Source organism: Streptomyces sp. MS06, from assembly GCF_047200655.1.
Classification (GTDB): domain Bacteria; phylum Actinomycetota; class Actinomycetes; order Streptomycetales; family Streptomycetaceae; genus Streptomyces.
The window spans coordinates 105,751-130,211 of record NZ_JBJZOJ010000010.1 but is presented as its reverse complement, the minus strand read 5'-3'; the positions used below and the strand labels follow the sequence as shown (position 1 = coordinate 130,211).

The window sequence follows — 24,461 nt, the reverse complement described above, 5'->3', positions numbered from 1 at the left end:
GGCCCGCCACCCGCCACCGTGTTCAGGACCGGAGGTCGTCGGCGAGCGTGAACTTGGTGCCGGACACCCGGAGGATGCGGAAACCGCCCTTGGACAGGGTGTGGTCCGAGGTGAACTTGAGTGGGCCGGAGAACAGTTCGAACCCGTCGATCTTCGCCAGGGCGTCCGCGATCTTCCTGCCGTCCGTGCTGCCCGCGTCCTCGATGCCCTTGGCGGCCACGCGCACCGCGTCGTAGGACTGCATGGCGTACGGGCCGGGGTCGGAACCGAACTTCTGCTTGTAGCGGCTGATCCAGCTGTTGGCGCCCTGGACGGTGTCGGGCGTCTCGGTCATGGTGGCGTACACGCCCTGGGCGTTCTTCTGACCGGCGATGCTGATGAGCTTGGCGTCGACGTTGCCGTCGGCGACCATGATCTCGCCGCGGTAACCGGCCTGGCGCAGCTGCCGGATGAGCAGGCCGCCCTCCTGGTAGTAGCCCGTCCAGTACACGAAGTCGGGCTTGGCCGACACGATGGCGTCGACGTTGGAGCTGTAGTCGCTCTCGCCCGCGTTCACCGACTCCGTCAGCACCGTCTTCATGTCGGTGCCGGCCTTCTCGATGTGGGCCCTGGTACGCGTGGTGATGTCGGTGGAGTAGCTGGTGTTGTCGTCGAGCAGCGCCACCCGGGTGGCCTTCTGCTTGGTCATCCAGGCCACGGCTGCCTGCGCCTGCTGCGCGCCGGTGCCGTTGATGAGGAACACCTCCGGCAGCTTCTGCAGGACCAGGTCGCCCGAGTTGGCCGCCGGGATCACCATCGGAACGTCCGCCTTGTCGAACACCGGCATGGTCGGCAGTGTGGCCGACGAGCAGTATCCGCCGACCGACACGGTGGCCCCCGCGGCGACCAGTTTGTTCGCCGCGGTGACCGCGGTCTTCGGGTCACATGCGCTGTCCTGCACGTTCAGCTTCAGTTTGCGGCCGAGCACCCCGCCGTCGGCGTTGATCTCGTCGATCGCCAGTTGGGCGCCGTGCTTCATGTAGGGGCCGGCGGCGGCGCTGCTGCCGGAGGTGGGGATAGCCATGCCGAGCGTGATCGGGCCGTCGGAGTCGCTGCCGCCGCTGCCCAGCGCTCCCTGGCAGCCGGTCAGCGCCAGCGCTGCCGCGGTGAACGCGGCGGCGGCTCCCGTCTTGGTACGTCTCGCGGTTCTCACGTCATGCACCCATCTCTGCTGGTGGTCGCGACGGACGCGGTTCCGTCGCCGGTCAGGTCGTCGTTCCTGGAGAAAACGGGTTCTCCGGGTTCCGGCGCCGCGGCGCCGGGCCCGGTGTCCGGGGACCGGGCGGAGGTCGGCCGTACCTCGCACCGCCCTTCCGGCCCTCGCCGCAGCGGGTCGGTCCCGGGATCAGGGCGGTCGGTGTACGGCGGGGTCCGCGGTCCCTCTGCCCGGTCCCGCTGCAAACGGGCCGGAGGAACGCGCGGCCGGTCCCGTCCGGCCTCGGCTCACGTACGCGACGTGAGATGGTGCGGGGAGCATGCCGGGGCCGCCGGAGGACCGGCGAGCCGGCGTGTGAAGTGCCGGTACCGCTGTTCCCCGCGGGGGTGACGGCCGGGAGGACGCCGCCGTGTGGCGGACGGCCGCGGCTGCCCGGTGTCCCGTGTGCCGTACCGCGTCCGGGTCTCGGACTCGTCGCACATGCGGTCGCCGGCCCGCGCCTGCTGCAGCGCGGCCCCGGTCACGACCGGATCTCGGATGTCCGCCGCCGGTTGCCCCCGGCCCGGCGCCGGGACGCGCGCGTACCGTTGGCGGACACGCTCCGGGCTGCTGGGACGGAACGGCCGGTCACCTCGTCGACCGGCCCGGGAACGGTCGTGACGGCGTCCACGGGGTCTCCTGCCCCAGCGGCGGAAGAGGGTGTCGCCGCCGCTGGGAACTGGCCCGTAGTCAACACGAGAACGCACACCAAGCCATGAGCCGGTCGAACAAATCTCACGATTTCGCTTTGTCCCGTCGGACAAGAACACGAGGTGTAGCGTTGGCCGAATACAGTCGGCGTCCAGACCGGGAGGCGCACTGTGGTCATCGACCGTCGAGTGGGTTCCCGCGCGTCCGGCGCTCCCGCCGGCCCGGCGGGAGCCGTCACCCTGCGCGGGCTGCTCAGCGCGCTCGACACGGCCGTCGTCCGGGTGGTCGGCGCCCCCGCGGGTGAGGACGTCACGATCGCCTCGGTGACCCTCGTCGACGGGTCGGACCTGCTGGCGGAGGCCGGGGCGCATGCTCCCGTGCCCGACCTCTACCTCCATGCAGGTGTCACCGACGCCGACGCCGTGCGCTGGCTCGACGAGGTCGCTCAGCGCTCCCCCGAGCACCGGCCGGCCGCGGTCATGTCGAAGTGCGCGGGGGTGTCGGGGGTGCTGCAGTCCGCGGCGCGCCAGGCGGGTGTCGCACTGCTGGAGGTGCACCCGAAGGCCCGGTGGGACCATGTGCTGCCGCTGGTCAAGCACGTCCTGGACCACTCGCGCCGGCACCAGGCCACCCTGGAGGAACCGGATCTGCTCGCCATGGACACCGACCTGTTCGGCCTCGCCCAGATGGCCGCGCAGAATGCCGGTGGCCTGGTCTCGATCGAGGACACGCAGTCGCATGTGCTGGCCTACTCGGCCTCCAACGAATCCGCCGACGAGCTGCGCACCCTGTCGATACTCGGCCGGGAAGGACCGCGGGACTACCTTCGGGCACTGGAGCAATGGGGGGTGTTCGACCGGCTGCGGGAGAGCGACGAGGTCATCGACGTGCCGGCGCACGGCGCGCTGGGCACCGAGCGGCGCCTGGTGGTCGGCATCCGGCAGCCGTCCGACGAGAGCTCAGCCGTACCGAGGATGCTCGGCTCCATCTGGTTGCAGCAGTGCGGTGCGGAGCCTTTCAGCTCCGACGCCCCGGACGTGCTGCGCGGAGCGTCCGCGATCGCCGCCCGCTTCATCTGGCGCAGTCTCAACGCCCCTTCCGCCGAGGGCCTGCTGATCCAGCGTCTGTTCGGCGCGCGCGGCGGAGGCGTGGACGTGCCGTCGCTGGTCGGCGCCCTCAACCTGCCGGTCACCGGACCGGCCGCGGTGGTCGGTTTCGCCCTCACCGGAGCCGGCGCCCCGGCACCGGCCGACCGGCTCTCGGGTGTGGGGCGCATGATCCGGCTGCATGCGAGCTCGTTCCGCCACGACTCGGTGGCCACGGTCATCGGCGACCGGGCCTACGTGCTGCTGCCCGGCTACAAGTCGGCGAGCACGGTCTCCGCGTGGGCGCGGCAGCTCGTCGACGATTTCGAGGCGAAGCGGTCGGTCGTGCTGCGTGCCGCGGTCGCCATCCAGGTGACGGACCTCGGGCAGGTGGCCGCCGCCCGGGCCGAGGTCGACCGGGTCCTCGACGGCACCGCCGCCACCTTCCCGGAAGGCAGGGTGACCACGCTCGACGAGTCCCGCACGGCGGTGCTGCTGGGTGAGATCCTCGACCTGGTCGGCGGCCACCCCGAACTGTACGACCCGCGTCTGGACGCGTTGTTCGCCTACGACCTCAAGCACGCGTCGTGTCTGCGGGAGAGCGCCGAGGCCTATCTCGCCGAGCACGGGGACGTCCGCAGGGCCGCGGCGGCGCTGCAGGTGCATCCGAACACCATGCGCTACCGCATCCGCAGGGTCGAGGACATCGTCGGACTCGACCTCGGTGCCCCCTCCGACCGGCTGCTCCTCGAACTGCAGCTCTGCCTGCACCGTCGCAGGAAGCTGACCGACCCGCCGGCCTGACTCCCGGGGCAGCGCTCCCCGCCGCGCAGTCCCCGCTCCCCTGCCCGCCGGTCTGCGGTCCGCCCTGCCCGCCGTTCGCGGCTCGGGCTCGCGCGGCCCCGGTCTCCGGTCAGTGGTCGGCGGCCCCCGGTCTCCGGTCGGCGGGCCGGGAGACGCCTTGTGGGAAGCGCCTTGCGTCGCGCCGCGGTGTTGAGCACCTGTCACAATCCGGGGCCCCGGCCGTGTGGCATCTGTCCATGGTCCCCGGCGGGGACCGCGCCTACCGTGTGGGACCACGCGGACCCGCACGCCGGGCGACCCCCTGCGCTCCCCCTCCGCCGCGCCCCGGCCGGATCCGGCCCTCTGCGACGGCCGGACCGGCCTGCCCCAGGGCCACCCCACACCGCCGTCCGCGGACCCGCCGTTTCGCAACCGGCATGGCATGAGGGGAGCGGCGCCCGGTGGTCCGCAGGACCTTCCCGGCCCGGTCCTCACCGGCCCCGGAAGGCCGCACAGAGCGCGGGAAACGACAGCCCGAAACATCCCGAATCTTCTGAAAGGCCGAAAGGTTGAGTACACGGACAGCCGGCGGCGAGGTGCCGCTCCGCCCTCCCGCGACGGGGCAGCACATAGTGATCGTCGAGGACGACGAAGCACTGGGCCGGGAGGCCGCGGAGTGCATCGGCCGCTGGGGAAGCACCGTCCACCGTCTGAACCGCCCGGACGACGAAACCCTGCGGCACCGGCTGCGGCACCCTGTCGACGGCATCGCCGTGGTGTCCCGCGACGACATCGTCGCACTGCGCTACGCACTGCTCACCGAGCACCTCAAGCCCGGGGTCCGCCTGGTGGTCACCCTCTTCGACCGCACCGTCGCCGACGAGGTCTCCCGTACGGTTCCGAACTGCAGTGTGCTCAGCATCACCGACACGATCGTGCCCAGCCTCCTGGCCAGTTGCCTCGACCCGCGGTACGCCATACTCCAGCCCACCGCCTCCGGCATGGTCGGCGTGCTGCGGCAGGACGGTCCCACCGGCGTCGACCGCCTCTCCAGGCGGGCCCTCGCCACCGCCTCCCGGCCCCGCCCGCGCGTCGGCGTCCTGACCTGGTTCCGCTCCCTCGGCATCTCCGCCAAGGCCCTCGTCGCCAGCTTCACCGGGCTCCTCGCACTGCTCACCCTGGACGTACTGCTCGGTGTCCTGGTCCTCCACGAGCCCTGGTACGACGCCCAGTGGAACGCGGCTCGCGCCCTCACCACGATCGGTACCTCACCCGCCGCGGAACACGGCCCGGCCTGGTACAAGCTGCTCTCCACCCTCTCGGTGCTGACCGTCCTGGCGCTGACCGCCCTGTTCACCGCCGGACTCGTCGACCAGCTCACCGGGCGGCGGATGACCAGCATCCTCGGCGCCCGCTCCATCCCGCGCCACGGCCACGTCATCGTCGTCGGGCTGGGACAGGTGGGGCTGCGGCTGTCCGCCCGGCTGCGCGATCTCGGGGTCAGGGTCGTCGCCGTGGAGCGCAACCCCGGGGCCGGCTGCGTGCCCCTGGCGCGTTCCCTCGCCATTCCCGTCGTCTTCGGGCGCGGCGGAGACCGGTTCCTGCTGAACCGGCTGTGCGTCCAGCGGGCCCGGGCCCTGGCGGCGGTGGGCTCCGATGGGCTGGAGAACATCGCCGTGGCGGTCGCGACCCGGGCCGTCGCCCCGCAGCAGCGCATCGTGCTGCGGGCCGGCGGAGACGAGATCACCGCCGATTCGCAGTCGCTCTTCCGTATCGGCGCCGTGTGCGATGTCACCCGCATCGTGGGTGCGTCCGTGGCGGCGTCCGTGCTCGGCGCCGGACCGCTCAGCTTCTTCGCCACGGAACAGCGCACGTACGGTCTGTTCGCCGACGAGGAGGTCGTCGACCTGGGGACCTGGGATGTGGGCCACCGTTCGCAGAGTGGTCCCACCGAGGAGAGCAGCGGCCCCGCCGCCGGCGTGCCCGCCCGCTGACCGGGGACCCGAACCGGCGGATGCCGGTACCCGGCCTCCCGTCCGCGGGGACCGGGGCGGGGCCGTCACAGCCTGCCCCGGTCCGTCGCCGGCGCCGGTCACCGGCGTCCCAGGGCGAGCTGAACCGGTCGCCCCTGCGGGCTGCTTGAGCCGTGTGCCGCGCCGAGCGGCCGGCTTCCACGGTTCCGATAGGGAGCGGGAGCCTGAAGACGGCGCCTCCTGGCCGACACCCCGGCCGCCGTGTCGGAGACGGCGTGTTCGCTGAAGACGCCTCCACCGTCCACCGGCAGCGCGCGGCGGGCTGTGGCCGGTTCGCGGAGCCCGGCCGTCGGCAGACTGCGGCTGCCGGCAGCGGAGAGCATCGCCGGGACCACCCGAGCGATCCGGTTCGGTGCGCACCGGGCGTTGGTTCACCGGGCGTTGGGGCCCTGCACGTTGCCGGTTCGGCGGTCGATCGCCGCCGCCGGCGCGGACGGACGCAGGGGCGAGGGCGTGCCTGACGACACTCGGCGGCAAGGAGTTCGTAACAAGCCATTGACAGGAGCTCCGGACATGGGCACTCTCTTGTGCACACGGGATGGCTAAACGATTAACCAACCCGGTTTCCACTACTTTGGGCAGGGGCAATGGCGCGCCGGATCGGGATCAAGGACGTGGCCGCGGCGGCGGGTGTGTCGACCGCGACGGTGTCGCATGTCCTGAACCGGGTCGAGGGCAAGCGGATCGGCCAGGAGACCCGGCAGCGCGTCTGGCAGGCTGCCGAGGAACTCGGGTACGCGCCGAACGGCCTCGCCCGAGGGCTTCGGATGCAGCGGTCGCAGACCATCGGCTTCGTCAGCGACGAGATCGCCACCACCCCGCACGCCGGCCGGATGATCCTGGGGGCCCAGGAGGCCGCCGCGGCCGAGGGCCTGGTGCTGCTGCTGGTCAACACCAGCGGCGATGCCGAACTGGAGCGCACGAGCATCGACATGCTGCTCCAGCGGCAGGTGGACGGCGTGCTGTACGCGTCGATGTACCACCGCACCGTGCGCCTTCCGGAGAGCCTGGGTTCGACGCCCACGGTCCTGCTGGACGCGCGCTCCGAGGACCTGGCCGTCCCCTTCGTGGTGCCGGACGAGGTGCAGGGCGGTTACACGGCTGTGCGGGAGCTGATCGACCACGGGCACCGCAGGATCGGGGTGACCGTCCAGACCGTCGACGTTCCCGCCCGGCAGGGCCGCCTGGAGGGCTACCGCAAGGCGCTGGCCGAGGCCGGTGTCCCCTACGACCCGTCCCTGGTCGTCTCCGAGACGGCGGTGCCGTACAACACGCCCACGCGTGACGTGGAGACGGGCTACCGCGCCGCACGGCGTCTGCTGACGGCAGAGCAGCGGCCGACGGCCCTGTTCTGCTTCAACGACCGGATGGCCGCCGGTGCGTACCGGGCCGCCGCCGAGCTGGGGCTGTCCATCCCCGGCGACCTGTCGGTCATCGGGTTCGACAATCAGGAGCTGGTCTGCGAGTCGGTCCATCCGGCGCTGAGCACCGTTCAGCTCCCGCACTACGAGATGGGGGCACGGGCTGTTGCCCAGTTGCTCGCACTCACCAAGACCCCGGGCCGGCCACCGGGCCCGGACATTCGGGAATTGCTGCTTTGCCCGCTGGTGGCGCGGGCATCGGTCGCTTCGCCGCCCCGACTCTGACCCCGGGACGGCGAAGCACTCTGCACCATGACAGGCGACCGTTGCGACCGGTCGTCAACCCTGTCACTACTTTGAACACAGTGAGGGTACACATATGTTCCCCGAGATTCTCAATGCGCCGTCCAACCGCCGCAGCACGCTGATATCCGACGGTGCCGGCGCCGATCCGGCCGCCGTGGACGAGTCGGGCCCCGCCCGTTGCTCCCACGCCGTCGGCGCCCCTGCCGCCGAGGCGCGAGGGTACTGACCTCCCTCCCCTTCCTCGCCGACCACCGGGTCGGCGCCTCGGCCGCCTTCGCCCGCACCGCCTCCGGCATCACCCCGGACGGCCTTGCTCGCTCCCGTCGCCATGCCCGCAGGGCCTTGTTGCGTGCGCCGGCGGAGGCCACCTTCCGCGAGTTCTGCGAGGGGCTGGTGACCGGCTTCGTCCGGTGACCGCCCTCCGCACGTCCCGTGCACTCACCGAAAGGCACGCGTGTGTCCACCGCGCCCCGTGATCCGTTCCGGCCCGTCGCGCACCTGCGCCCGCCCCGCAACTGGATCAACGACCCCAACGGGCTGGTCTTCCATGACGGCTACTACCACGTCTTCCACCAGTACAACCCCTACGGTGCGACGCACGCGAACATGCACTGGGGCCACTTCCGCAGCCCCGACCTGCTGAGCTGGGAGCCGATGCCGATCGCGCTGTCCCCGACCCCGGGCGGCGAGGACGCGGACGGCTGCTTCTCCGGCAACGCCGTCTCCGACGGCGACCGGCTGATCGCCTTCTACTCCGCGAACCGCTGGGACCGCTCGCCCCAGCACCAGCCGGTCACCACGGCCACCTCCCTGGACGGCGGCCGGACCTTCACCCCGCGCGCCCAACTGCTCATCCCCGAGTGGCCCGAGGGCTGCACCATGTATCGCGACCCGTACGTGTGGCGTGCCGGTACGGACTGGCGGATGCTGGTCGGCGCCGCCCTCGACGACGGTCGCGGCGCGGCCCTGCTGTACACGTCCCCCGACCTGGAAACCTGGACCTACCTGGGCCTCTTCGACGCCCGCAGGCAGGAGCAGGTCGGCGACACCGAGCTGCACACCGGCGAGGGCTGGGAATGCCCCCAGTACCTTCCGGCGCGCGCGGGGCGGCCCGGCGCCCTCATCTTCAGCGCCTGGAACGACCACGACGGCGCCCGCTGCGTCACCGCCCTGGTCGGCGAGGAACGCGGCGACACCTTCGAGGCCGGCCCGCCCCTCCTCGTCGACCACGGCCCGGAATGCTACGCGCCCGCACTGCTGCCCGCGCCGGACGGCCGGTGGCTGATGTGGGGCTGGTCCCGGGAGGCCCGCGAGGACTCCTGGGCCGTCGCGGACGGTTGGGCGGGCATGCTCACGCTGCCCCGCGAGGTCTCCGTCGACGGCGACGGCACCGTGCGGCAGCAGCCCGCCGTCGAACTGCTCGCCCTGCGCGGCGAGCGCACCGTTCACGCCGTCGGCGAGACATACGGCCCGGAGCCGGTGGACCTGGGCCGCGTGGGCCGCGCCTTCGACCTCACGGCCCGTCTGGAGGCCACCGGCTCGGCCGGCCTGCGGCTGCTGACCGGCCCGGACGGCTCCGAGTACCTCGACATCCGCCTCGACGCGGCCGCCGGTGAACTGGTCGTCGACCGCGACCACGCCTCCCTGGACGGCCGCGCTCAGGGCGGCACCTACCGGATGCCCTGCCCCGCCGGCCGACCGGCCGAGCTGCGCGTGGTCGTCGACCACTCCGTCGCCGAGGTCTTCCTGACCTCCACCGGCCAGGTCCTCACCCTGCGCTTCTACCCGACGGGCAGCAGCCCGTGGCGGCTCGAGGCCCGCACCGCGCCGGGCGCGCGCCTGGCCTATACGGCCGACGCGTGGGAGCTACTACCGCTCACGGTCAAAGAGCCGGGCGCCGACACCGGACAGCCGCACGAGCAGTCCCCCTGACGGATCCATCGTCACGCCGCCGTGGCCACGGACCGTGGCGATCCCGATTCCCCCCAATGCAACCTGCGCACCAATCCAACTCACGCACCCGCACCACCACACCGGAGGCACTCACCATGAACATCCCGAGCAGGAGATCACGGCGGACGGTCTGTACCGCCCTGGCCCTCGGCCTTCCCCTGGCCGCTCTGGCCGCCTGCAGCGGCGGCAGTGGCAGCAGCGGCACCGACACCTCCGCCGAGCAGGGCAGCGGCACCGGCACCATCACCGTCTGGGCCCACCAGGGCCAGGCGAGCGAGGCGAACGCCCTGCAGAACGCGGTGAAGTCGTTCAACTCCTCGCAGAAGAAGATCACGGTCAAGCTGACCCTGATACCCGACACCGACTACACCAAGACGATCACCGCCACCGACGCCTCCAAGCTGCCGGACGTGATGGAGTTCGACGGCCCGACCATGGCGAACTTCGTCTACAACAAGAAGCTCGCCGCGATCGACGACTACGTCTCGGTCAAGACGATGGCCAACGCCACGGACGCCATCAAGGCCCAGGGCGAGATCGGTGGCAAGCACTACGGGCTGGGCATGTTCGACTCCGGGCTCGGCATCTACGGCAACAAGAAGCTGCTGGACGCGGCCGGGGTGAAGTACCCCACCGGGCTGTCGGACGACTGGACCGCGGCCGAGTTCACCGACGCGGTCAAGACGCTGGCCGCCAAGGACCCCGACGGCAAGAGCCTCGACCTGCAGGAGAACAACGGCTTCGCCACCGAGTGGGGCACCTACGGTTTCGCCCCGATCGTCTGGTCGGCGGGTGGCTCGCTGCTGAAGAACGGCAAGGCGGAAGGCGCCCTGGACACCCCGGCGGCGGCATCGGCGCTGAAGACTTTCCAGAGCTGGAAGAAGTACACCGACCCCAACACCGACGGCAACGCCTTTGCCAAGGGCCGCGTCGCGCTGAGCTGGGTCGGGCACTGGATGTACCCCGCCTACAGCAAGGCCCTGGGCAAGGACCTCGTCGTGCTGCCGCTGCCCGACTTCGGCAACGGGCCCAAGACCGGCGAGGGCTCCTGGCAGTGGGGTATCGGTGCGCACTCCAAGAACGGCAAGGCGGCCGGAGCCTTCCTCGACTCCCTGCTCAACGACACCAACGTCACCGCGATGACCACGGCCAACGGTGCGCCTCCCGGTACCACGTCCGTGCTCGCCAAGAGTGACCTGTACAAGAAGGGCGGCCCGCTCCAGCTCTTCGCCGACCAGCTCGCCCAGCCCTGCGGCGACTCTCAGATCGACAAGTCGTGCGTGGCCGTGACCCGCCCGGTCACCGCCGGATACCCCACGGTCACCGCCAAGTTCAGCCAGGCGCTGAGCGATGTCTACGGTGGCGCCGACCCGAAGACCGCCCTGGCCAAGGCCGCCCGCGCCATCGACCAGGACTTCTCGGACAACAACGGCTACCAGCTGCCGTAGTCGGCATCCAGCAGCCGGGGAGGGACGGGACGCCCCTGACGATGCCCGTCCCTCCCGGCCAGGAAGAGGACTCCCACCGTGACCACCGTGAACCCCGCACCCGCCACACCAGCCGACCGCGATCCGGCCCCGGCACCGGCTCCCGCCTCGCCCCGGCGGTCCGGGCGCAGGAACCGCGACTGGGTGCACGGGCTGCTGATGGCCGCACCCGCCCTCGGCGGACTCATCGCCTTCGTCGGCGTGCCGTTCGTCTACGCGGTCGTGCTCTCCTTCTACAACGTCCGGCTCGGCTCTCCGCTGCCTCCCCGCTTCTTCGGCATCGAGCAGTACCGGCGCCTGTTCACCGACCCCGACATGTCGGGCCCGTTCCTGCGGGCCCTGCTCAACAACCTGACCTTCGCCGCGGTCGTGGTGCCCGTGCAGACCGGCCTCGCGCTGGCACTGGCCATCCTGCTCAACCGCAAGCTCAAGGCCATCGGCCTGTTCCGGTCGATGTTCTTCCTGCCGGTCGTCTTCCCCATGGCCCTGGTCGCCGTCATCTGGCGGCTCATCCTCGCCCGCAGCGGCGACGGCCTGCTCAACTCCTCCCTGCACGCGGTGACCTTCGGCAACTGGGGCGCCTTCGACTGGCTCGGCGACAGCGCCACCGCCATGGCCTCGATCATCGTGCTGTCGATCTGGCAGGGCGTCGGCTTCCAGATGGTCATCCTGCTGGCCGGCCTGCAGCAGATCCCCGGCGAGCTCTACGAGGCCGCCCAACTCGACCGGGCCTCGCGATGGCAGCAGTTCCGCCACGTCACCCTGCCCGGCATACACAACACCCTCGTCTTCGTCGCCCTGCTCACCTCGGTGCTGTCCTTCCGCGTCTTCGACCAGGTCTACGTCCTCGTCAAGGGCGGCGGACTCGATGAAGACGCCACCCGCACCGTGATGTACCAGGCCGTCACCACGGCCTTCGACCAGAACAACATCGGCCAGGCGTCGGCGATCACCGTCGTCTTCTTCCTGATCGTCGTAGCCCTGACCCTCATCCAGCGCAGCGCCGTCCGCACCGGCAACGAGGACTGATCCCCATGGCCCAGACCCGAAACGCCTCGCGCCGCCTCCTCGACTACGCCGTCCTGGGCGTGCTGGCCTTCGTCTTCGTCCTGCCCGTCCTCTACCTGATCCTCGGCAGCTTCAAGCCCTCCGACGAGGTCCTGAGCGGCCTGACCGGCTTCTTGCCCACCCATCTGTCCTTCGACAACTACAGCGCCGTCCTGAACAGTTTCAACTCCGACGCCACCGGCTACTTCTGGCGCTTCATGGGCATCTCGGCACTGCTGTCCACGGTCGTCGTCCTCGGCGGCCTCATCGTCAACTCCATGGCCGCCTACGGCCTTTCCCGACTGAAGTGGCGAGGCCAGGGCGTGGTCTTCGCCCTCGTCCTGCTGCTGATGCTGGTGCCGTTCGAGGCGGTGGCGGTGCCGCTGTTCTACATGTTCAACGCCCAGCGCAACACCATCTACATCCAGGCCGTCCCCTTCATCGCCAACGCCTTCTCGGTCTACCAGTTCGCCACCTTCTTCCGCGCGATCCCGCCCAGCATCGAAGAGGCCGCCCGCATCGACGGCGCCGGCCCCTGGCGCACCTTCTTCGCGATCATCGTCCCGATGTCGAAGCCGGTGTTCGCCTCGGTCGCGATCCTGACCTTCCTCATCCAGTGGAGCTCCTTCCTCTGGCCGGTGCTGATGGTCTCCGACCCCGCGGTCCGCCCGCTGCCCCTGGAGATGAGCGTCTTCCAGGGCCAGATGCCCGTGGACTGGGGCCAGGTCCTCGCCTTCGGCGTCCTGCTGGTCCTGCCCGTGCTGATCGTCTTCGCGTTCTTCCAGCGGTGGTTCGTCCAGGGTGTCGCCAGCTCCGCCGTCAAGGGCTGAACCTCCCGCACGCGCCACACCGCGTCCCGGCGCGTGCCGGGGCCGGCCGGCCATCCGGTCGGCGCCGCGGCGGACTGCACGTGGGGGCGCGAGGACGGTTCCGGCCGGGCCCGAACGGTCTCCGACATGCGCGCGCAGCGCAAGGCCCTGCGCCGCTACCGCGCCTGGCTGCCCGCCCGGGGCACCGCATAGGCGCTGGCACCACATCGGCGCTTCGGGTTCCCGCCAAGGTGTTCAGCCGAGGAGACCCCTCCGCACGCCACAGGACCGGCCGCAGCCGCAAACCGCGGCGCGCAGTGCCGATCGCATCGAGCCGCGGGAACTCGATTGCGATGACAAGCCTGTCTTGGCGGTTCACACCTCGTTCAGCAGACGGCCGTCACGCAACCACCGGACGAAGGCCAAGGACCAGGCCGCCAGGAGCAGGAGCTGCAACGACAGAGCGAGGAGCCAGGGCGCGGGGCGCGCCCAACCGATCAGCAGTGACGTCGCGGCGGTCCCGGTGAACACCACCTGGACCGTGGCGTAGGCGGAGGCACGCCGACCGTAGTCCTCCAGGGTGGGCAGGACAGCCACGATCATGAGGGACATGACCGCCACGCTGCCGCTCATGAGCCAGCTCGGCCCAGCCGGTGTCCTGCTGTCGCCGGCATGCTCGATGAGCCCCACCATGGCCGCCCCGGCCGCGGCGACGGCCATGGTCAGGGGAAGGTGGACGATGATCCACGCGACCAGGGACGCGCGGACTTCGCGTGGCGGTTTCCGGGCCACCAGGTCGGCGTAGCTCCACCAGAATCCGAACCCGACGGCGAGTCCGAGCAGGCCCGTGGTGATGACCAGTGCACTGCGGTCGGTGTTCGCCAGGCCGTCCACAACGCCGACGACGACCTCGCCCAGCACGATGATGAGCAGCAGCCCGAACCGCTCGACCATGGAGTCGGTGACGACGTCGTATTCGGCCTCCCTGCGCCAGGACGCCAGCACGCCGGATTCGACGGCGCACCAGCCGAGCACGAAGAGCGCCCAGACGCCGAGCCGAGCGTCTGCCGACAGTGGGGCCGAGGCCACGACGAGGGCGATGCCGGCAAGCATGACCAGCAGGTACTGCCCTGCCGTTCTGCGGCGCCCGGGCGGGTCCCGCCGGTAGACGGAGTACCACTGCCAGCTCAGCAGGGCGAGCAGCAGTGCGTACAGCACCGCGAGGGTGCGCCCGTCCTCGCCGTCGGCGTGGGCCGCGTAGGCCGCCATCAGCGAGAGCAGCAGCATCTGAAGGAAGATCATCGAGCGGGTGCGGCCGTCTTCCCGGCCGTGCAGTTCGTAGAACAGCGTGCCGTTCAGCCAGGCGATCCAGATGAGTCCGAAGACCACGGCGAACGTGGCGGTGCCCCGCCAGGAGACGTCCTCGGCCAGTGCGTGCGCCGCCTGGCCGACGAGCACGACGTAGACGAGGTCGTAGAAGAGTTCGAGGAAGCTGACGGTGCGCTCGGTGTCGACCTCGCCGTGGCGGCGCGGCGGCCGGAGGAACCACCGTCGGAGCCCGTCGCCGAGGCGGATCGCTTCCCCGGGAGCGGTACCGCGCCCGCCGTCCGTGTCCGGCATGTGGGCTCCCTGCGCCGATGGTGTGATCCCGAGACTCCGCTGCCGAGCGTACTCAGCCCGGTACGGGCCGCACCCCGAGGATCGGGCCGCCGCCACGTCCGGGGCACGGGCGGGCGGTGGGGACGGCGCGGGCCGTCAAGCCCCAGAGGGGCCACGTACGGTCGCCGGCACGCGCGGGGTGACGGACAGCGGCATCAGCGCCGGCTGCATCACCGCGATCGTGCTGAACCTGCTCTTCAACCACTTCTCGGACGGGCGGCCCTCACCAGAGCGGGCGGCGCCGGCTCGGTCGAAGGGGCAGCCCCGGGTGCAGACGGGGAGGCGGACGGCGCGTCAGGCTGAGGTGCCACTGCCCGAGTGAGGGCTGCGGCCGCGCTCGTGAAGTCCGCGAGAGTTCCCGCAGCACCGGCCGGGTGTGCGGCGGCAGCGGGAACCCGTGGCGGCGTCGCGCAACCGCCATCGTGGCCGTCACGTCGGTGCAGGAGCCCGCGGAGCCGCCCGGACGCGGCACCGTGCGAGCGGGAGGGGCAGTTGGGGAGGGAGCCGTCGCCGGGCCGTCTCCGGGTTGCCGGAACCGTCACACGCGCGCGGGGCGGTCATCGAGATTTCATCGGCCCTCCTTAGCGTGACAGCGGTCGGACGAAGGACGCGCGGCACGGGGAGGACGGCTCGATGACCAGCCGGAGACTCGGATCGACGCTGCCGACGGCGGTCGTCGCCGTCCTCGCCGCCATGGGCGCGACGTTGCTGTTGGCCCGTCGAAGGGCGGGCGACCCGGCCCTCAACAGTACGGTGACGTCGTGCCAGAGCACGCCTCCCGCCCGCTGGTCCCGCCTGCTCGGCGGGCAGGCGCTCGGGAGGCTGCCGTGACGAGTTCCCTTCGCGCCGAAGGAGCCGGTGCGCACGCCGGACCCGCCGGCCCCGGAAAGCCCGGCCGTCTTCGGCGGGCCCGTGGGTGACCGAGCGCTCCACCGAGCAGCAGACGTCCTTGAGATCGGGGTCCCGCGCTGAGAGTACGACGGGTGAGCGCACCGGGAGGCCGGCGACGGCCGCCGGTGCACTCCTCCTGCGGGACACCACCGACTTCCGGCATCCCGGTACCGCACATCACGAAGACACACGAGGAGACGCACTGTGGCAAGGACATCGAACCGCTGGCGGCTGCTGGCGACGGGGACGGCCACCGCCGCCGTTCTGGCCCTGGGCCTGCCGGCCGGTCCCGCACAGGCTGTCGACGGCACCGCACCGCCGCCGTTGGCGAACGGATTCGGCCTGACCCAGGTCGACACGGCAGTGGGCGGTCCGACCGACTTCACCATCACGGTGACCACGCCGGAGGTCTCGGGCAAGCATCACATCAAGATCATCCTGCCGAGTGGCTACTACGCCGACCCGGACCGGCGCTACCCGGTGCTGTACTTCCTGCACGGCGCACCCGACGACCCGATCCGCCAGAACTATCCGGCGCTGACCGGGTCCGACTCGATGATCACCGTCATTCCGGACGGCGGCGCACGGGGCTGGTACGCGAACTGGCTCGACCAGCACACCCGACTCGGCGCCCAGAACTGGGAGGACTTCCACCTCCAGCAGGTCATCCCGTTCATCGACGCGAACCTGCGGACCATTCCCACCAGGAAGGCCCGGGCCGTCGCCGGCGTCTCGATGGGCGGGTTCGGCGCCCTGCACTACGCCCAGGACCGTCCCGACCTGTTCAGCCAGACCGCTTCCCTGTCGGGGGACATCGACCTGTCGGCCAGGTCCATGGACCTCCGGCTGGCGGCCGTCGCCTCGGTCACCGACGCTCTGGGCGCGATCTGCGCTTCGGCATCCGGAGCCTGCGACCCCGACGACTCCCCGTTCAAGCCGGGTGTGGACAGCGACGCGCTGTTCGGCTCCCCCTACCCCGTGTTCAACGCGGACTGGCGGTGGAACCAGGTCGACCCGGCGGCGCACATGGACAGACTCGCCGGAATCGGCGTCTCCATCTACGTGGGCAACGGCGGCGGCTCACCCACCGACCCGGAGTTCTGGCTCGAAGGCGCAGCCCGGCACGCCAAGGACAGCCTGGACGCGCTGGGTATGCCGTACCACTACGTCGACTACGGCGATGGTTCCACCTGGGGTACCCAGTGCAACGGCCGCCACAACGGCGGCTGCTGGGAGCAGGACCTCCAGGACCTGCTCCCCCGGCTGGAAAGGGCCCTCGCCTCCTGACCGTACCGTACGTGCGCGGCGCGGGACCGGCTGCCGCCTCCCACGGCAACCGGTCCGCCGGGTGCCCGCGCTCTGTGCCCGCCTCACCGCGCCGGACGGCTCCGGAGCGACTTCCTCGGGGCACCGGTCACCGCGTGGATGACCTTCAGGTGCGGGCTGAGGACGGTCCGGGCGACGTCCGGGTCCCCCTGCACTCGGGCCACCGTGTGTCTGCGGCAGGGAAAGGCCGGGGGCGGCTCGGAGGGAACCTCTGCCTCCTGGGCGGCCATCCGGAATAGCACGACATGGACACATCATTCATGTCGAGTCATGCGCGACGGCGCGACGTTACGATCAGTTGCGCGCACACCCGGCGGAGTGCCCGCCGAAGGGCGGGCCGGGCCCGCGCCCCGCCGTGTGCCACCGCAGGAGTGCAGGCTGGGAGAGGACGCGGAGCATGTCCAAGCAGGAGCGCTGGAGCAGGCTGTTGGAACTGCTCGCGGCCGACGGCAGGCTGGACGTCGAGGAGGCGGCCGCCTCGGTGGCGGTTTCACCGGCGACCATTCGGCGTGACCTCGATGAACTGGCCGAACAGAAGCTGCTCGTCCGCACGCGCGGAGGGGCGATCGCGCACGGAGTGTCCTACGAGCTTCCGCTTCGCTACAAGTCCTCCCGGCACGTCCCCGAGAAGCAGCGGATCGCCAAAGCGGTGGCGGACCTCGTGGGTACGGGGGACGTGGTCGGTCTCAACGGCGGAACCACCACCACGGAAGTGGCCAGGGCCCTGGCCCTCCGGGCGGGTGGGGCCGCGGAGGGAAGGGACATCCCCCTCTCCTCCGGCCCGCTGTGCACGGTCGTCACGAACGCGCTGAACATCGCGAGCGAGTTGGCGGTTCGCCCGCAGTTCAAGATCGTGGTGACCGGCGGCGTGGCGCGCCCCCAGACGTACGAGCTGGTAGGCCCGTTGACGGACGGGGTGCTCAACCAGGTGGTGCTGGACGTCGCCGTGCTCGGCGTCGACGGCGTGGACCCGCGGCTCGGCGTCATGACGCACCACGAGGACGAGGCGAGCATCAGCAGGCTCTTCGCGGAACGCGCGCGCAAGGTGGTCCTCGCGACGGACTCCTCCAAGATGGGCAGACGCGCGTTCGCCAGGATCTGCGGGCTCGACCGGGTCGACGTGCTCATCACCGACACCGGCATCGCCCCGGACATGGCGGACCGCCTCACCGAAGCGGGCATCGAGGTCATCAGCGTCTGAGCGTGAGGCGGCAGCGGCCCGGAGGGCGCGACGCCGAACCGGGTGGTGGGCGGCGGGCGGACGCGCGAAAGCGGGACGCGCGGTGCCGGCCCGCCCGGCGACGAGAGCAGGTACCCGGAGCGGTCGCGGTGGTCACGGCCGGGCTCATGGCCTTCCACCGGGCGGTGCCCAACTCCGCCGACCGCCCGGGCAGCCATCTGGCGACCTTCCTTCCCGCCGCGGCCGAGGCCACCACCGGTCGGTCTCGGCCGTCGGTGCCGGGCCGGACGTGGAGGCCGATCGGTTCCCGTGCACGGGGACAGGGACAGGGACAGGGACAGGGACAGGGACAGGGACGGAGACGGAGACGGAGCCGGCCGCCCGGGTCGGTCAGCCCCCGTGCACGGCGCGGGGCCGGTCGCCCGGTTCGGTCACCCGCAGCTGGCGGAGGAGGCCGCCGTAGTCCTCGTCGTCATCGCTGATGAAGATCGGGAAGTGGCCGTCGACCAGTCCGACGCCCTCGACCTTGAGTCCGGAACTGCGGGCGAGTTGCTGCGGCGGGGCGACCGGACGCAGCTCTGCGCCGAGGGCTCCGCCCGGGACGACCGTGGCCGCCCGGTACACGGCGCTGTCGAAGGGGCCGAGGTCGCCGGGATCGTAGGCGGAGGAGACGTAGAGGTTGCCCTCGTCGTCGATGTCGAGGCCCGAGGCGGGACGCGCACCGGGCGGTTCCGGCGCGGTGAAGGGGATCGAGGCCCACCGCGTGCCGAAGTGGAGCGTGCCGTCCCTGCCGACCTTCAGGGATGTCATGTGGAGGGCGGTGGTGTCGCTGCCCTCGGCCCGCTCGGCATAGACGAAGTAGTCCTTCCCGCGGATGGTCGCGACGGCCGTCGCCTCGACGTTGACGAGCGGTTCGGGGGTCCTGGGCCAGGGCGCCGAACCGACGATCTCGACGTGCAGCCGGTCGTCCCACCGGGCGAGGTAGATGGTGGGGTCCGGGTCGTCGCCGTCGGCGTTGCTCTCCACCAGGAGGGCCTCGTTGCGGCCCGGTAGCCGGGCGATGCTCTCGAGGTCGTTCGGCACGGTGGGGAACGCGACGTCGAGGTTCCGCACGATGATCCCGTCGGTGTCGACGGGGGTCCGCACGATCGAGAGACGGGGCAGGTCGCGCTCGGCGTCGTTGTCCCTGGCGTCGTGGCAGATCAGAAAGACCTCCTGGGTCTCGCCGCCGTACCCCGCGCCCGCGGCGGGCGTCCGCTCGGTGGCGAGCCAGGCGATGCCGCTGAACTCACGCGGCGCCCGGACCACCGACCCGGTGGTCGGGGCGACACCGGAAGCACCCGCGCCGGAACGGGTCTCCACACCGCAGGCGGCGAGCGCCAGAGCGCTCAGCGCCGCCACCGCCGGCAGCAGACGCCGTCCGGAAAAACGACACCGCATCAGGTCTCCTCCCACAGCACAGCGGGCCCGGCTCCCGGACCCCGCTGTGGAAACTAGGGCAGAGGACGTACGGCGCCGTGGAGGCGTCGCGGTGTTTCGACAAATCCGGAAGGTCCTTTTCCTCCTTTGGCCGCGTACTGCCGGCCCGCGGGACCGCCGGGCCGCACTGCGGCGGCCCCGTTCCGGGCCTGGATCCCTCCGACACCTCAACCGGCAGCCTCTGCGGCACCCTTGGGCGGGTCCCGGGAGGAGGATCAGGGGGTGGCCCGAGGGACGGGCGGGGAGCGCGCCCCGGCCACCGGTGAAGGCACGACGGCGGAGGTGTGCGAGCACAGGCGGGGCAGCTTCGGTCGTCCGGTGATCTTCTTGTGCCGTCTTCCGGTGAATGTGCGTCACTTACCGGCAGGGCGTCCCTCGTACGGGGCTCCGCTGTCTACGGTTTCGGTCTCGGACGGGTGAAGCAACAACCGGAGCCCGCCGCACCAGGCAACCTAGGGGAGGCGTCGATGGCAAGCGTGGAAGTGTCACTGAAGGAGTTGATGACGGGGGTCGAGGGGGCACTGGGAGCGGCCGTCGTCGATTACACGAGCGGTATGGCCCTCGGCACCCTGGGCGGCAGCAAGGACCTGGACCTGACGGTCGCCGCAGCCGGGAACACGGACGTCATCCGGGCCAAGGTGCGCACCATGGAGCACCTGGGCCTCAAGAGCCAGATCGAGGACATCCTGATCACCCTGGCGGGGCAGTACCACCTCATCCGGCTGGTGGCCGGCCGGAACGGCAACGGGCTGTTCCTCTACCTCGTCATCGACAAGAGTCGCTCAAACCTGGCCATGGCCCGCCACCAGCTCAAACGGATCGAGGAACACCTCGAGGTCTAACCGGCCTGAGCACATTGGCCTACTTGCGCTCACGACTTGAAGAAATCTTCAAGTCTTAACTTGGAGAGAGTGCCAACCCGTGCACGTGGGTGGCACAGTCCGAGGAGAATGAGCACAGAGAAGCCCCTGGGGCGGCGTCGCCACGGCGCCTCCCCAGGGGGAGCCCGACCGCGACCGGCAGGAAAAGGCGCTGTGCAAGTCCCCCTCTATCAAGCCAAAGCGGAATTCTTCCGAATGCTCGGTCACCCGGCGCGCATCAGGGTCCTGGAGCTGCTGCAGCACGGCCCGGTCCCGGTACGGGACCTGCTCGCCGACATGGAGATCGAGCCTTCGAACCTCTCGCAGCAACTGGCCATCCTGCGTCGCGCCGGCATCGTCGTGTCCACACGGGAGGGGTCGACGGTGACCTACGCGCTCGCCGGCGGTGACGTGGCCGAACTTCTACGCGCGGCTCGCCGCATCCTGACCGAGCTTCTGGTCGGCAGGAACCAGCTCCTGGCGGAGCTGCAGCAGGTCGACGCCTCGGCGTCGCCGGTCGGGGCCTCGGCCGAAGGGTCGGTCGGGAACACCGCCCGATGAATCGGGCAGGCCTCACGGACACCGGTTCACCCCGCCTGTCCGTGAGGGGCTGCTCCAACGCCCCGGCGGGCAGCGGGTCGCCCCGAGGCGGGGCGGCTCCTGGCCGCCGGGCGCACGACGAGCGGTCGCAGCCCTACTGGCCGCGCCAGATGTTGTCGAACGCGGCGTTCTCGATCGCCCGACGCTGACGTTGGGCCTCGAGTTCCATGACCGCCTCGCCGACGGCGGCCAGTACCGCGGTGGCCGTCTCGTCGGCGAGGTCCGCGAAGGCCTCGTCCGGCCGCTCCTGGATCCCGGCCGCCGCGGCCAGGGCGTCGAAGACCGGCTCGCCCGACGCCCGGCGCTCCTCGGCCCGGCGCCGGGCCGGCGATTCGACCGGCACGGTCCGCCCCGTCCGCAGCGGAATCCGTCGACCACGCGGCCGGGCGGCCAGCCCCAGCCGCTCCAGATCCGCGGTGTAGGCGGAGGCCAGTCCGCGCCCCCGGCGCCACAGCCAGTCCTCGACGGATTCGTACGGTCGGCGCCGGACGAGCAGGGAGGCGGCTTCGTCCAGCAGACGGTCGCCGGTGGGTGTTTCCGGGCCGGGCACGAGGCTGTCGCCGTCCAGGATGAGGACCCGGGCCTCAATCAGATCGAGCACCTCGGCGCCGGCCAGCGCGAGCGACAGGTCGCCCTGTTCCAGCGGACGACGGCGCGACACGTCCAGGGCGACGATCGCGAGGTCCCGTGCGGTGGTCATGTGCGCCTCCACGTCGGTCGGCCGGATGAGGACGTGTGCACCGCGGTCCTCCCCCGTCGCCTTCCCCGTGCCCTCGGGGAGCCCGGTGCGGTACCCGGGGCACGTGGTGCGCGTCGGGCCGGGGGCACGACGAGGATACGGGAGGACGCGGCCTCCTCGCCCCGCGCGGTCCGCTTCGCTTGCCGGCCTCAACCACGCGGATCGGGTTGCTGCCTGCAGCGGCACCGCGGTGTGCTTCCGGGTTCACGGGCCCGTCGTGCCGGCTGCGCTCCTGCGGACGACGCCGTCGGCGTGCCGACCCGGCCACGTGTGCGGCGCGGAGATCGTACGATCGGCTGGTCGCGCCGCCCCCTGCAAGGAGCGTTCCCACGGTGACCGCTGTCGCCCCGTCGCCTCGTACCGCCGCCGGACCCGGGCTCCTGCCGGTCCGCTTGCTGTCCCGGACGGAGGACGGCGACCCGCTGCATGCTCTGCTGTGGAGGGCGGGACCGGGGTGGCGGATGATCAGCAGTGCCGTGCTCGGCGGCGGTCTCGGGGAGCGCCGGTGGGTCCTCAACGCGCAGGTCGGTCACGGGTACCGGCGTCTCGACCCCGACCGCCACCTGGCCGAACTGGCCCGGGACGGTGGACTGGACGGGCCGGGAGTGGGGTTGATGACGGCGGCGGACGTGCGCGCCTACCGGCATGCGGCGGACGGCGGGGTCGAGGCGGTGGCCACCGCCGGGATAGCGGTACGCGGATGGGCGGCCACGGCGGCCGAGGGCACCCGCGTGCCCGCCGCGCCCGGCACCATCAACATCATCGTCGCGCTGCCCGTGGCACTGACCGACTCTGCGCTGGTCAACGCGGTCGGCACGGCGACCGAGGCCAAGGTCCAGGCACTTGTGGACGCCGGGCACGACTGTTCCGGCACCCCCACGGACGCCGTGTGCGTGGCGGCGCGGACGCCCGGCCCGGCGGGCGGGGAGGTCCACGCCTTCGCCGGCCCCCGCTCGCTGTGGGGCGCCCGCCTGGCGCGGGCAGTGCACCGCGCCGTTCAGAACGCCGCCCCCGCACGGTAGAAGAGCCCGGGGCCGCGAGTCATCCTCCCGGGCCTCAGGAGCGTGCCGCGCCCGCGCCGTGGAGGGAGCCTGCGTCACGGCCGGCCCGGAGCAGCATGGAGGTGCGCCCCGCCTGAGCCGGAGTGCCCTGAGCCGGAGTGCCCTGAGCCGTGGGTCGTGAACACGACGCGGAACGCAGCGGCTTCGAGGGACGGGTGGGCGGTACACGCGGGACCGGGGCCGCGTGCGCCGGCTCGCGGTGCGACGACGGAGACGGCTGCGGCGCGCCGGGGCGCGTGCGCCCACGGCGCGTCGCGGCGTGCCCGCGACTTCTCAGCAGGCACTTGCCCCGTAAAAATTACGAACACCCTGTTTTTTTCTGGTCGGTTCGCTCTAGGCTCTTCACATGGTCGGCCCTCCGTCCGGCGGGCTGCCAGGGGACGGCCCGTGCCGTCCGCGCGCACGGTGCGACGCGGGCGGACGGCACAGGGCGCGTACGTCACCCGGCGGCAGCGCGGCCCGCAGGGTCGGCACGCCCCCCGTCAATCTCCGACGCCCGAGCACGGCGGCGCCCGCGGGTCGGTGGCGCGCCCGGTCGTGGGACACGGCTTCGTGAAGGACAGAAGTATGGCGAGACAGAAACGTGCTACCCACACGCGTCAGGCGGTGATCGGTGCGGCGGCCCGCGAGTTCGACCTCGCCGGATACGAAGGGACCTCGCTGTCCCGGATCAGCAAGGTCGCGGAGATCTCCGTGGGCGCGTTGACCTTCCACTTCCCCACCAAGGGCGAACTGTGCGCGGCGGTGCTGTCCGAAGGCGGCGTCCTGACCCGCGAAGCGCTGCGCAAGGTGGTCGCGCGGCCCGAGGCTGCCCTCGACTCGGTCATCGCCGTCACCCTGGAGCTGGCGCGCCTGCTGGAACGCGAGACCGTCGTGCGGGCCGCGGCGCGGCTGTCCCGCGAGTTACCCGACGGCGATGCCGTCTGGCACGCGGTGTGGATCCCCGTCCTGGAGCGGCTGCTGCGGCAGACCGCGCCGGGTGAGGTCCGTCCGGGCACCGACCCGGCGGTGGTGGTCACGCTCGCCACCCACTTCGTCATCGGGGCGGAGGCCCATGTGCGGGGCCGGCTGCGGGCACCGCACGTCCATCCCGGGCAGGCCGACGAACGCCTGCTGGGCCTCTGGCGTCTGGCGTTGATCGGGATCTCCGGCAGGGAGTGGAAGCGGACGCGGAAGCCCTGCCCCTGCGCGGACGGCGGGCACGTGCTGCCGTCGCCGCCCCCCGTCCGGGACGGCCCGCCCGGAGAGGCCGCTCCGCCGTCGGCGGTGGGTCGCGGTGCCACCGTGTGGCTGACCGGCGCCAGCGAGTCCGACGGCGCCGCGGTGGCGCGTGCACTGGCCGGGCAGTTGACCGAGGCGGGACATCCGGTGGAGGTCGTCGACGGCTCGGCGCTGCGGGACGGGCTCGCCCCGGGAACCGGCCTCGCAGCGGAGAACCTGGAGTCGGGAATCCGGCGGGTCGGCCTGCTCGCCGCCGTTCTGGCGCGCAACGGTGTCAAGGCGGTGGTCGCGTTGTCGGTGCCCCGGCACGACAGCAGGGTGGCGCTGCGGGAACGGCACGCCCTCCAGGGCAGCCACTTCCTGGAGGTGCACGTCGGAGGGCCGCCTGCCGGCGGCTCGCCCCCGGCCGGCCGGGACGGTGCACCGACGGGCAGCATGGAGGAGAGCGAACGGGCCGACGGGGCCGACCGGCCGGAGACCCGGTACGAGGCGCACGCGGATGCCGATCTCCATCTCCCGGCGCGCGCGCAGAGCGTCGAGGAGTCGGTGGCTCACGTGCTCTTGCTGCTGAAGGTGCACGGACTGTACTGACGCGACGGCCCCGGACCACGGGCTCCTGCAAGGAGTCTGCCGTCCGGGGTGGTGCGTGCGACGTCGAACGGCGGGTGGCGTCGGGCCGCAGACGGTGCGGACCGG

The 24,461-nt window shown here is 71.7% G+C and carries 19 protein-coding genes; 15 read left to right on the top strand and 4 right to left on the bottom strand.

Annotated features, from left to right (window positions below):
- Positions 1-22: 22 nt before the first annotated feature.
- The gene (locus ACL02U_RS07505) at positions 23-1,192 is read right to left on the bottom strand and encodes a branched-chain amino acid ABC transporter substrate-binding protein (RefSeq protein ID WP_412789874.1); all 1,170 of its coding nucleotides are present in this window, start codon (positions 1,190-1,192) and stop codon (positions 23-25) included.
- A gap of 863 nt (positions 1,193-2,055) precedes the next feature.
- Between ACL02U_RS07505 and ACL02U_RS07500 the strand changes: the two genes are divergently transcribed.
- The 8 genes from ACL02U_RS07500 to ACL02U_RS07465 all read left to right on the top strand — a co-directional run bounded on the left by ACL02U_RS07500 (position 2,056) and on the right by ACL02U_RS07465 (position 12,770).
- The gene (locus ACL02U_RS07500; protein WP_412789873.1) at positions 2,056-3,774 is read left to right on the top strand and encodes a PucR family transcriptional regulator; all 1,719 of its coding nucleotides are present in this window, start codon (positions 2,056-2,058) and stop codon (positions 3,772-3,774) included.
- Positions 3,775-4,322: 548 nt separating this feature from the next.
- Positions 4,323-5,747: an NAD-binding protein gene (locus ACL02U_RS07495; RefSeq protein ID WP_412789872.1), complete on the top strand. Its 1,425-nt coding sequence runs from the start codon at positions 4,323-4,325 to the stop codon at positions 5,745-5,747.
- A gap of 626 nt (positions 5,748-6,373) precedes the next feature.
- Positions 6,374-7,432 (top strand): LacI family DNA-binding transcriptional regulator, encoded by a 1,059-nt coding sequence (locus ACL02U_RS07490; protein ID WP_412789871.1) that lies wholly within the window; start codon positions 6,374-6,376, stop codon positions 7,430-7,432.
- A gap of 94 nt (positions 7,433-7,526) precedes the next feature.
- The gene (locus tag ACL02U_RS07485; protein WP_412789870.1) at positions 7,527-7,679 is read left to right on the top strand and encodes a hypothetical protein; all 153 of its coding nucleotides are present in this window, start codon (positions 7,527-7,529) and stop codon (positions 7,677-7,679) included.
- 230 nt (positions 7,680-7,909) lie between these two features.
- Entirely contained in the window at positions 7,910-9,385 is a 1,476-nt protein-coding gene (locus ACL02U_RS07480) for a glycoside hydrolase family 32 protein (protein WP_412789869.1), read from the top strand.
- Positions 9,386-9,501: 116 nt separating this feature from the next.
- On the top strand, positions 9,502-10,854 hold the full coding sequence (locus tag ACL02U_RS07475) for an ABC transporter substrate-binding protein (protein WP_412789868.1): 1,353 nt from the start codon (positions 9,502-9,504) through the stop codon (positions 10,852-10,854).
- Between the two features lie 78 nt (positions 10,855-10,932).
- Positions 10,933-11,922, top strand: coding sequence for a carbohydrate ABC transporter permease (locus tag ACL02U_RS07470; RefSeq protein ID WP_412789867.1), 990 nt, complete (start codon positions 10,933-10,935; stop codon positions 11,920-11,922).
- A gap of 5 nt (positions 11,923-11,927) precedes the next feature.
- Positions 11,928-12,770 carry a carbohydrate ABC transporter permease gene (locus ACL02U_RS07465; RefSeq protein ID WP_412789866.1) on the top strand — a complete coding sequence of 281 codons (843 nt, stop codon included), beginning with the start codon at positions 11,928-11,930 and terminating at the stop codon, positions 12,768-12,770.
- 354 nt (positions 12,771-13,124) lie between these two features.
- Here ACL02U_RS07465 and ACL02U_RS07460 read toward each other — a convergent pair whose 3' ends face one another.
- On the bottom strand, positions 13,125-14,369 hold the full coding sequence (locus tag ACL02U_RS07460; protein WP_412789865.1) for a low temperature requirement protein A: 1,245 nt from the start codon (positions 14,367-14,369) through the stop codon (positions 13,125-13,127).
- A 672-nt stretch (positions 14,370-15,041) separates the two neighbouring features.
- Between ACL02U_RS07460 and ACL02U_RS07455 the strand changes: the two genes are divergently transcribed.
- From ACL02U_RS07455 to ACL02U_RS07445, 3 genes are all read left to right on the top strand, one after another.
- Positions 15,042-15,239 (top strand): hypothetical protein, encoded by a 198-nt coding sequence (locus tag ACL02U_RS07455; protein WP_412789864.1) that lies wholly within the window; start codon positions 15,042-15,044, stop codon positions 15,237-15,239.
- 264 nt (positions 15,240-15,503) lie between these two features.
- The gene (locus ACL02U_RS07450; protein WP_412789863.1) at positions 15,504-16,586 is read left to right on the top strand and encodes an alpha/beta hydrolase; all 1,083 of its coding nucleotides are present in this window, start codon (positions 15,504-15,506) and stop codon (positions 16,584-16,586) included.
- Positions 16,587-17,022: 436 nt separating this feature from the next.
- The gene (locus ACL02U_RS07445) at positions 17,023-17,826 is read left to right on the top strand and encodes a DeoR/GlpR family DNA-binding transcription regulator (protein ID WP_412789862.1); all 804 of its coding nucleotides are present in this window, start codon (positions 17,023-17,025) and stop codon (positions 17,824-17,826) included.
- Positions 17,827-18,195: 369 nt separating this feature from the next.
- Here the strand turns inward: ACL02U_RS07445 and ACL02U_RS07440 are convergent, their stop codons facing one another.
- Positions 18,196-19,245: a hypothetical protein gene (locus ACL02U_RS07440; protein WP_412789861.1), complete on the bottom strand. Its 1,050-nt coding sequence runs from the start codon at positions 19,243-19,245 to the stop codon at positions 18,196-18,198.
- A gap of 506 nt (positions 19,246-19,751) precedes the next feature.
- Here ACL02U_RS07440 and ACL02U_RS07435 point away from each other — a divergent pair.
- Both ACL02U_RS07435 and ACL02U_RS07430 read left to right on the top strand, forming a co-directional pair.
- Positions 19,752-20,126, top strand: a complete 375-nt coding sequence (locus ACL02U_RS07435) for a hypothetical protein (protein WP_412789860.1) — start codon at positions 19,752-19,754, stop codon at positions 20,124-20,126.
- Between the two features lie 192 nt (positions 20,127-20,318).
- Complete coding sequence (locus ACL02U_RS07430; RefSeq protein WP_412789859.1) at positions 20,319-20,705, top strand: ArsR/SmtB family transcription factor; 387 nt, start codon at positions 20,319-20,321, stop codon at positions 20,703-20,705.
- Positions 20,706-20,838: 133 nt separating this feature from the next.
- Here the strand turns inward: ACL02U_RS07430 and ACL02U_RS07425 are convergent, their stop codons facing one another.
- Positions 20,839-21,444, bottom strand: coding sequence for a GOLPH3/VPS74 family protein (locus ACL02U_RS07425; protein ID WP_412789858.1), 606 nt, complete (start codon positions 21,442-21,444; stop codon positions 20,839-20,841).
- Between the two features lie 371 nt (positions 21,445-21,815).
- Here ACL02U_RS07425 and ACL02U_RS07420 point away from each other — a divergent pair, with 371 nt between their 5' ends.
- Both ACL02U_RS07420 and ACL02U_RS07415 read left to right on the top strand, forming a co-directional pair.
- The gene (locus ACL02U_RS07420; RefSeq protein WP_412789857.1) at positions 21,816-22,505 is read left to right on the top strand and encodes an adenosylcobinamide amidohydrolase; all 690 of its coding nucleotides are present in this window, start codon (positions 21,816-21,818) and stop codon (positions 22,503-22,505) included.
- 606 nt (positions 22,506-23,111) lie between these two features.
- Positions 23,112-24,356: an adenylyl-sulfate kinase gene (locus tag ACL02U_RS07415; RefSeq protein ID WP_412789856.1), complete on the top strand. Its 1,245-nt coding sequence runs from the start codon at positions 23,112-23,114 to the stop codon at positions 24,354-24,356.
- Positions 24,357-24,461: the final 105 nt, after the last annotated feature.

Excerpts from the sequence above, each read along its gene's own strand:
- ACL02U_RS07435 (WP_412789860.1), top strand. The coding sequence starts at position 19,752 with ATGGCAAGCGTGGAAGTGTCACTGAAGGAGTTGATGACGGGGGTCGAG.
- ACL02U_RS07460 (WP_412789865.1), bottom strand. The coding sequence starts at position 14,369 with ATGCCGGACACGGACGGCGGGCGCGGTACCGCTCCCGGGGAAGCGATC.
- ACL02U_RS07490 (WP_412789871.1), top strand. The coding sequence starts at position 6,374 with ATGGCGCGCCGGATCGGGATCAAGGACGTGGCCGCGGCGGCGGGTGTG.
- ACL02U_RS07445 (WP_412789862.1), top strand. The coding sequence starts at position 17,023 with ATGTCCAAGCAGGAGCGCTGGAGCAGGCTGTTGGAACTGCTCGCGGCC.
- ACL02U_RS07425 (WP_412789858.1), bottom strand. The coding sequence starts at position 21,444 with ATGACCACCGCACGGGACCTCGCGATCGTCGCCCTGGACGTGTCGCGC.
- ACL02U_RS07485 (WP_412789870.1), top strand. The coding sequence starts at position 7,527 with ATGTTCCCCGAGATTCTCAATGCGCCGTCCAACCGCCGCAGCACGCTG.
- ACL02U_RS07475 (WP_412789868.1), top strand. The coding sequence starts at position 9,502 with ATGAACATCCCGAGCAGGAGATCACGGCGGACGGTCTGTACCGCCCTG.
- ACL02U_RS07440 (WP_412789861.1), bottom strand. The coding sequence starts at position 19,245 with ATGCGGTGTCGTTTTTCCGGACGGCGTCTGCTGCCGGCGGTGGCGGCG.
- ACL02U_RS07415 (WP_412789856.1), top strand. The coding sequence starts at position 23,112 with ATGGCGAGACAGAAACGTGCTACCCACACGCGTCAGGCGGTGATCGGT.
- ACL02U_RS07455 (WP_412789864.1), top strand. The coding sequence starts at position 15,042 with ATGACCAGCCGGAGACTCGGATCGACGCTGCCGACGGCGGTCGTCGCC.
- ACL02U_RS07465 (WP_412789866.1), top strand. The coding sequence starts at position 11,928 with ATGGCCCAGACCCGAAACGCCTCGCGCCGCCTCCTCGACTACGCCGTC.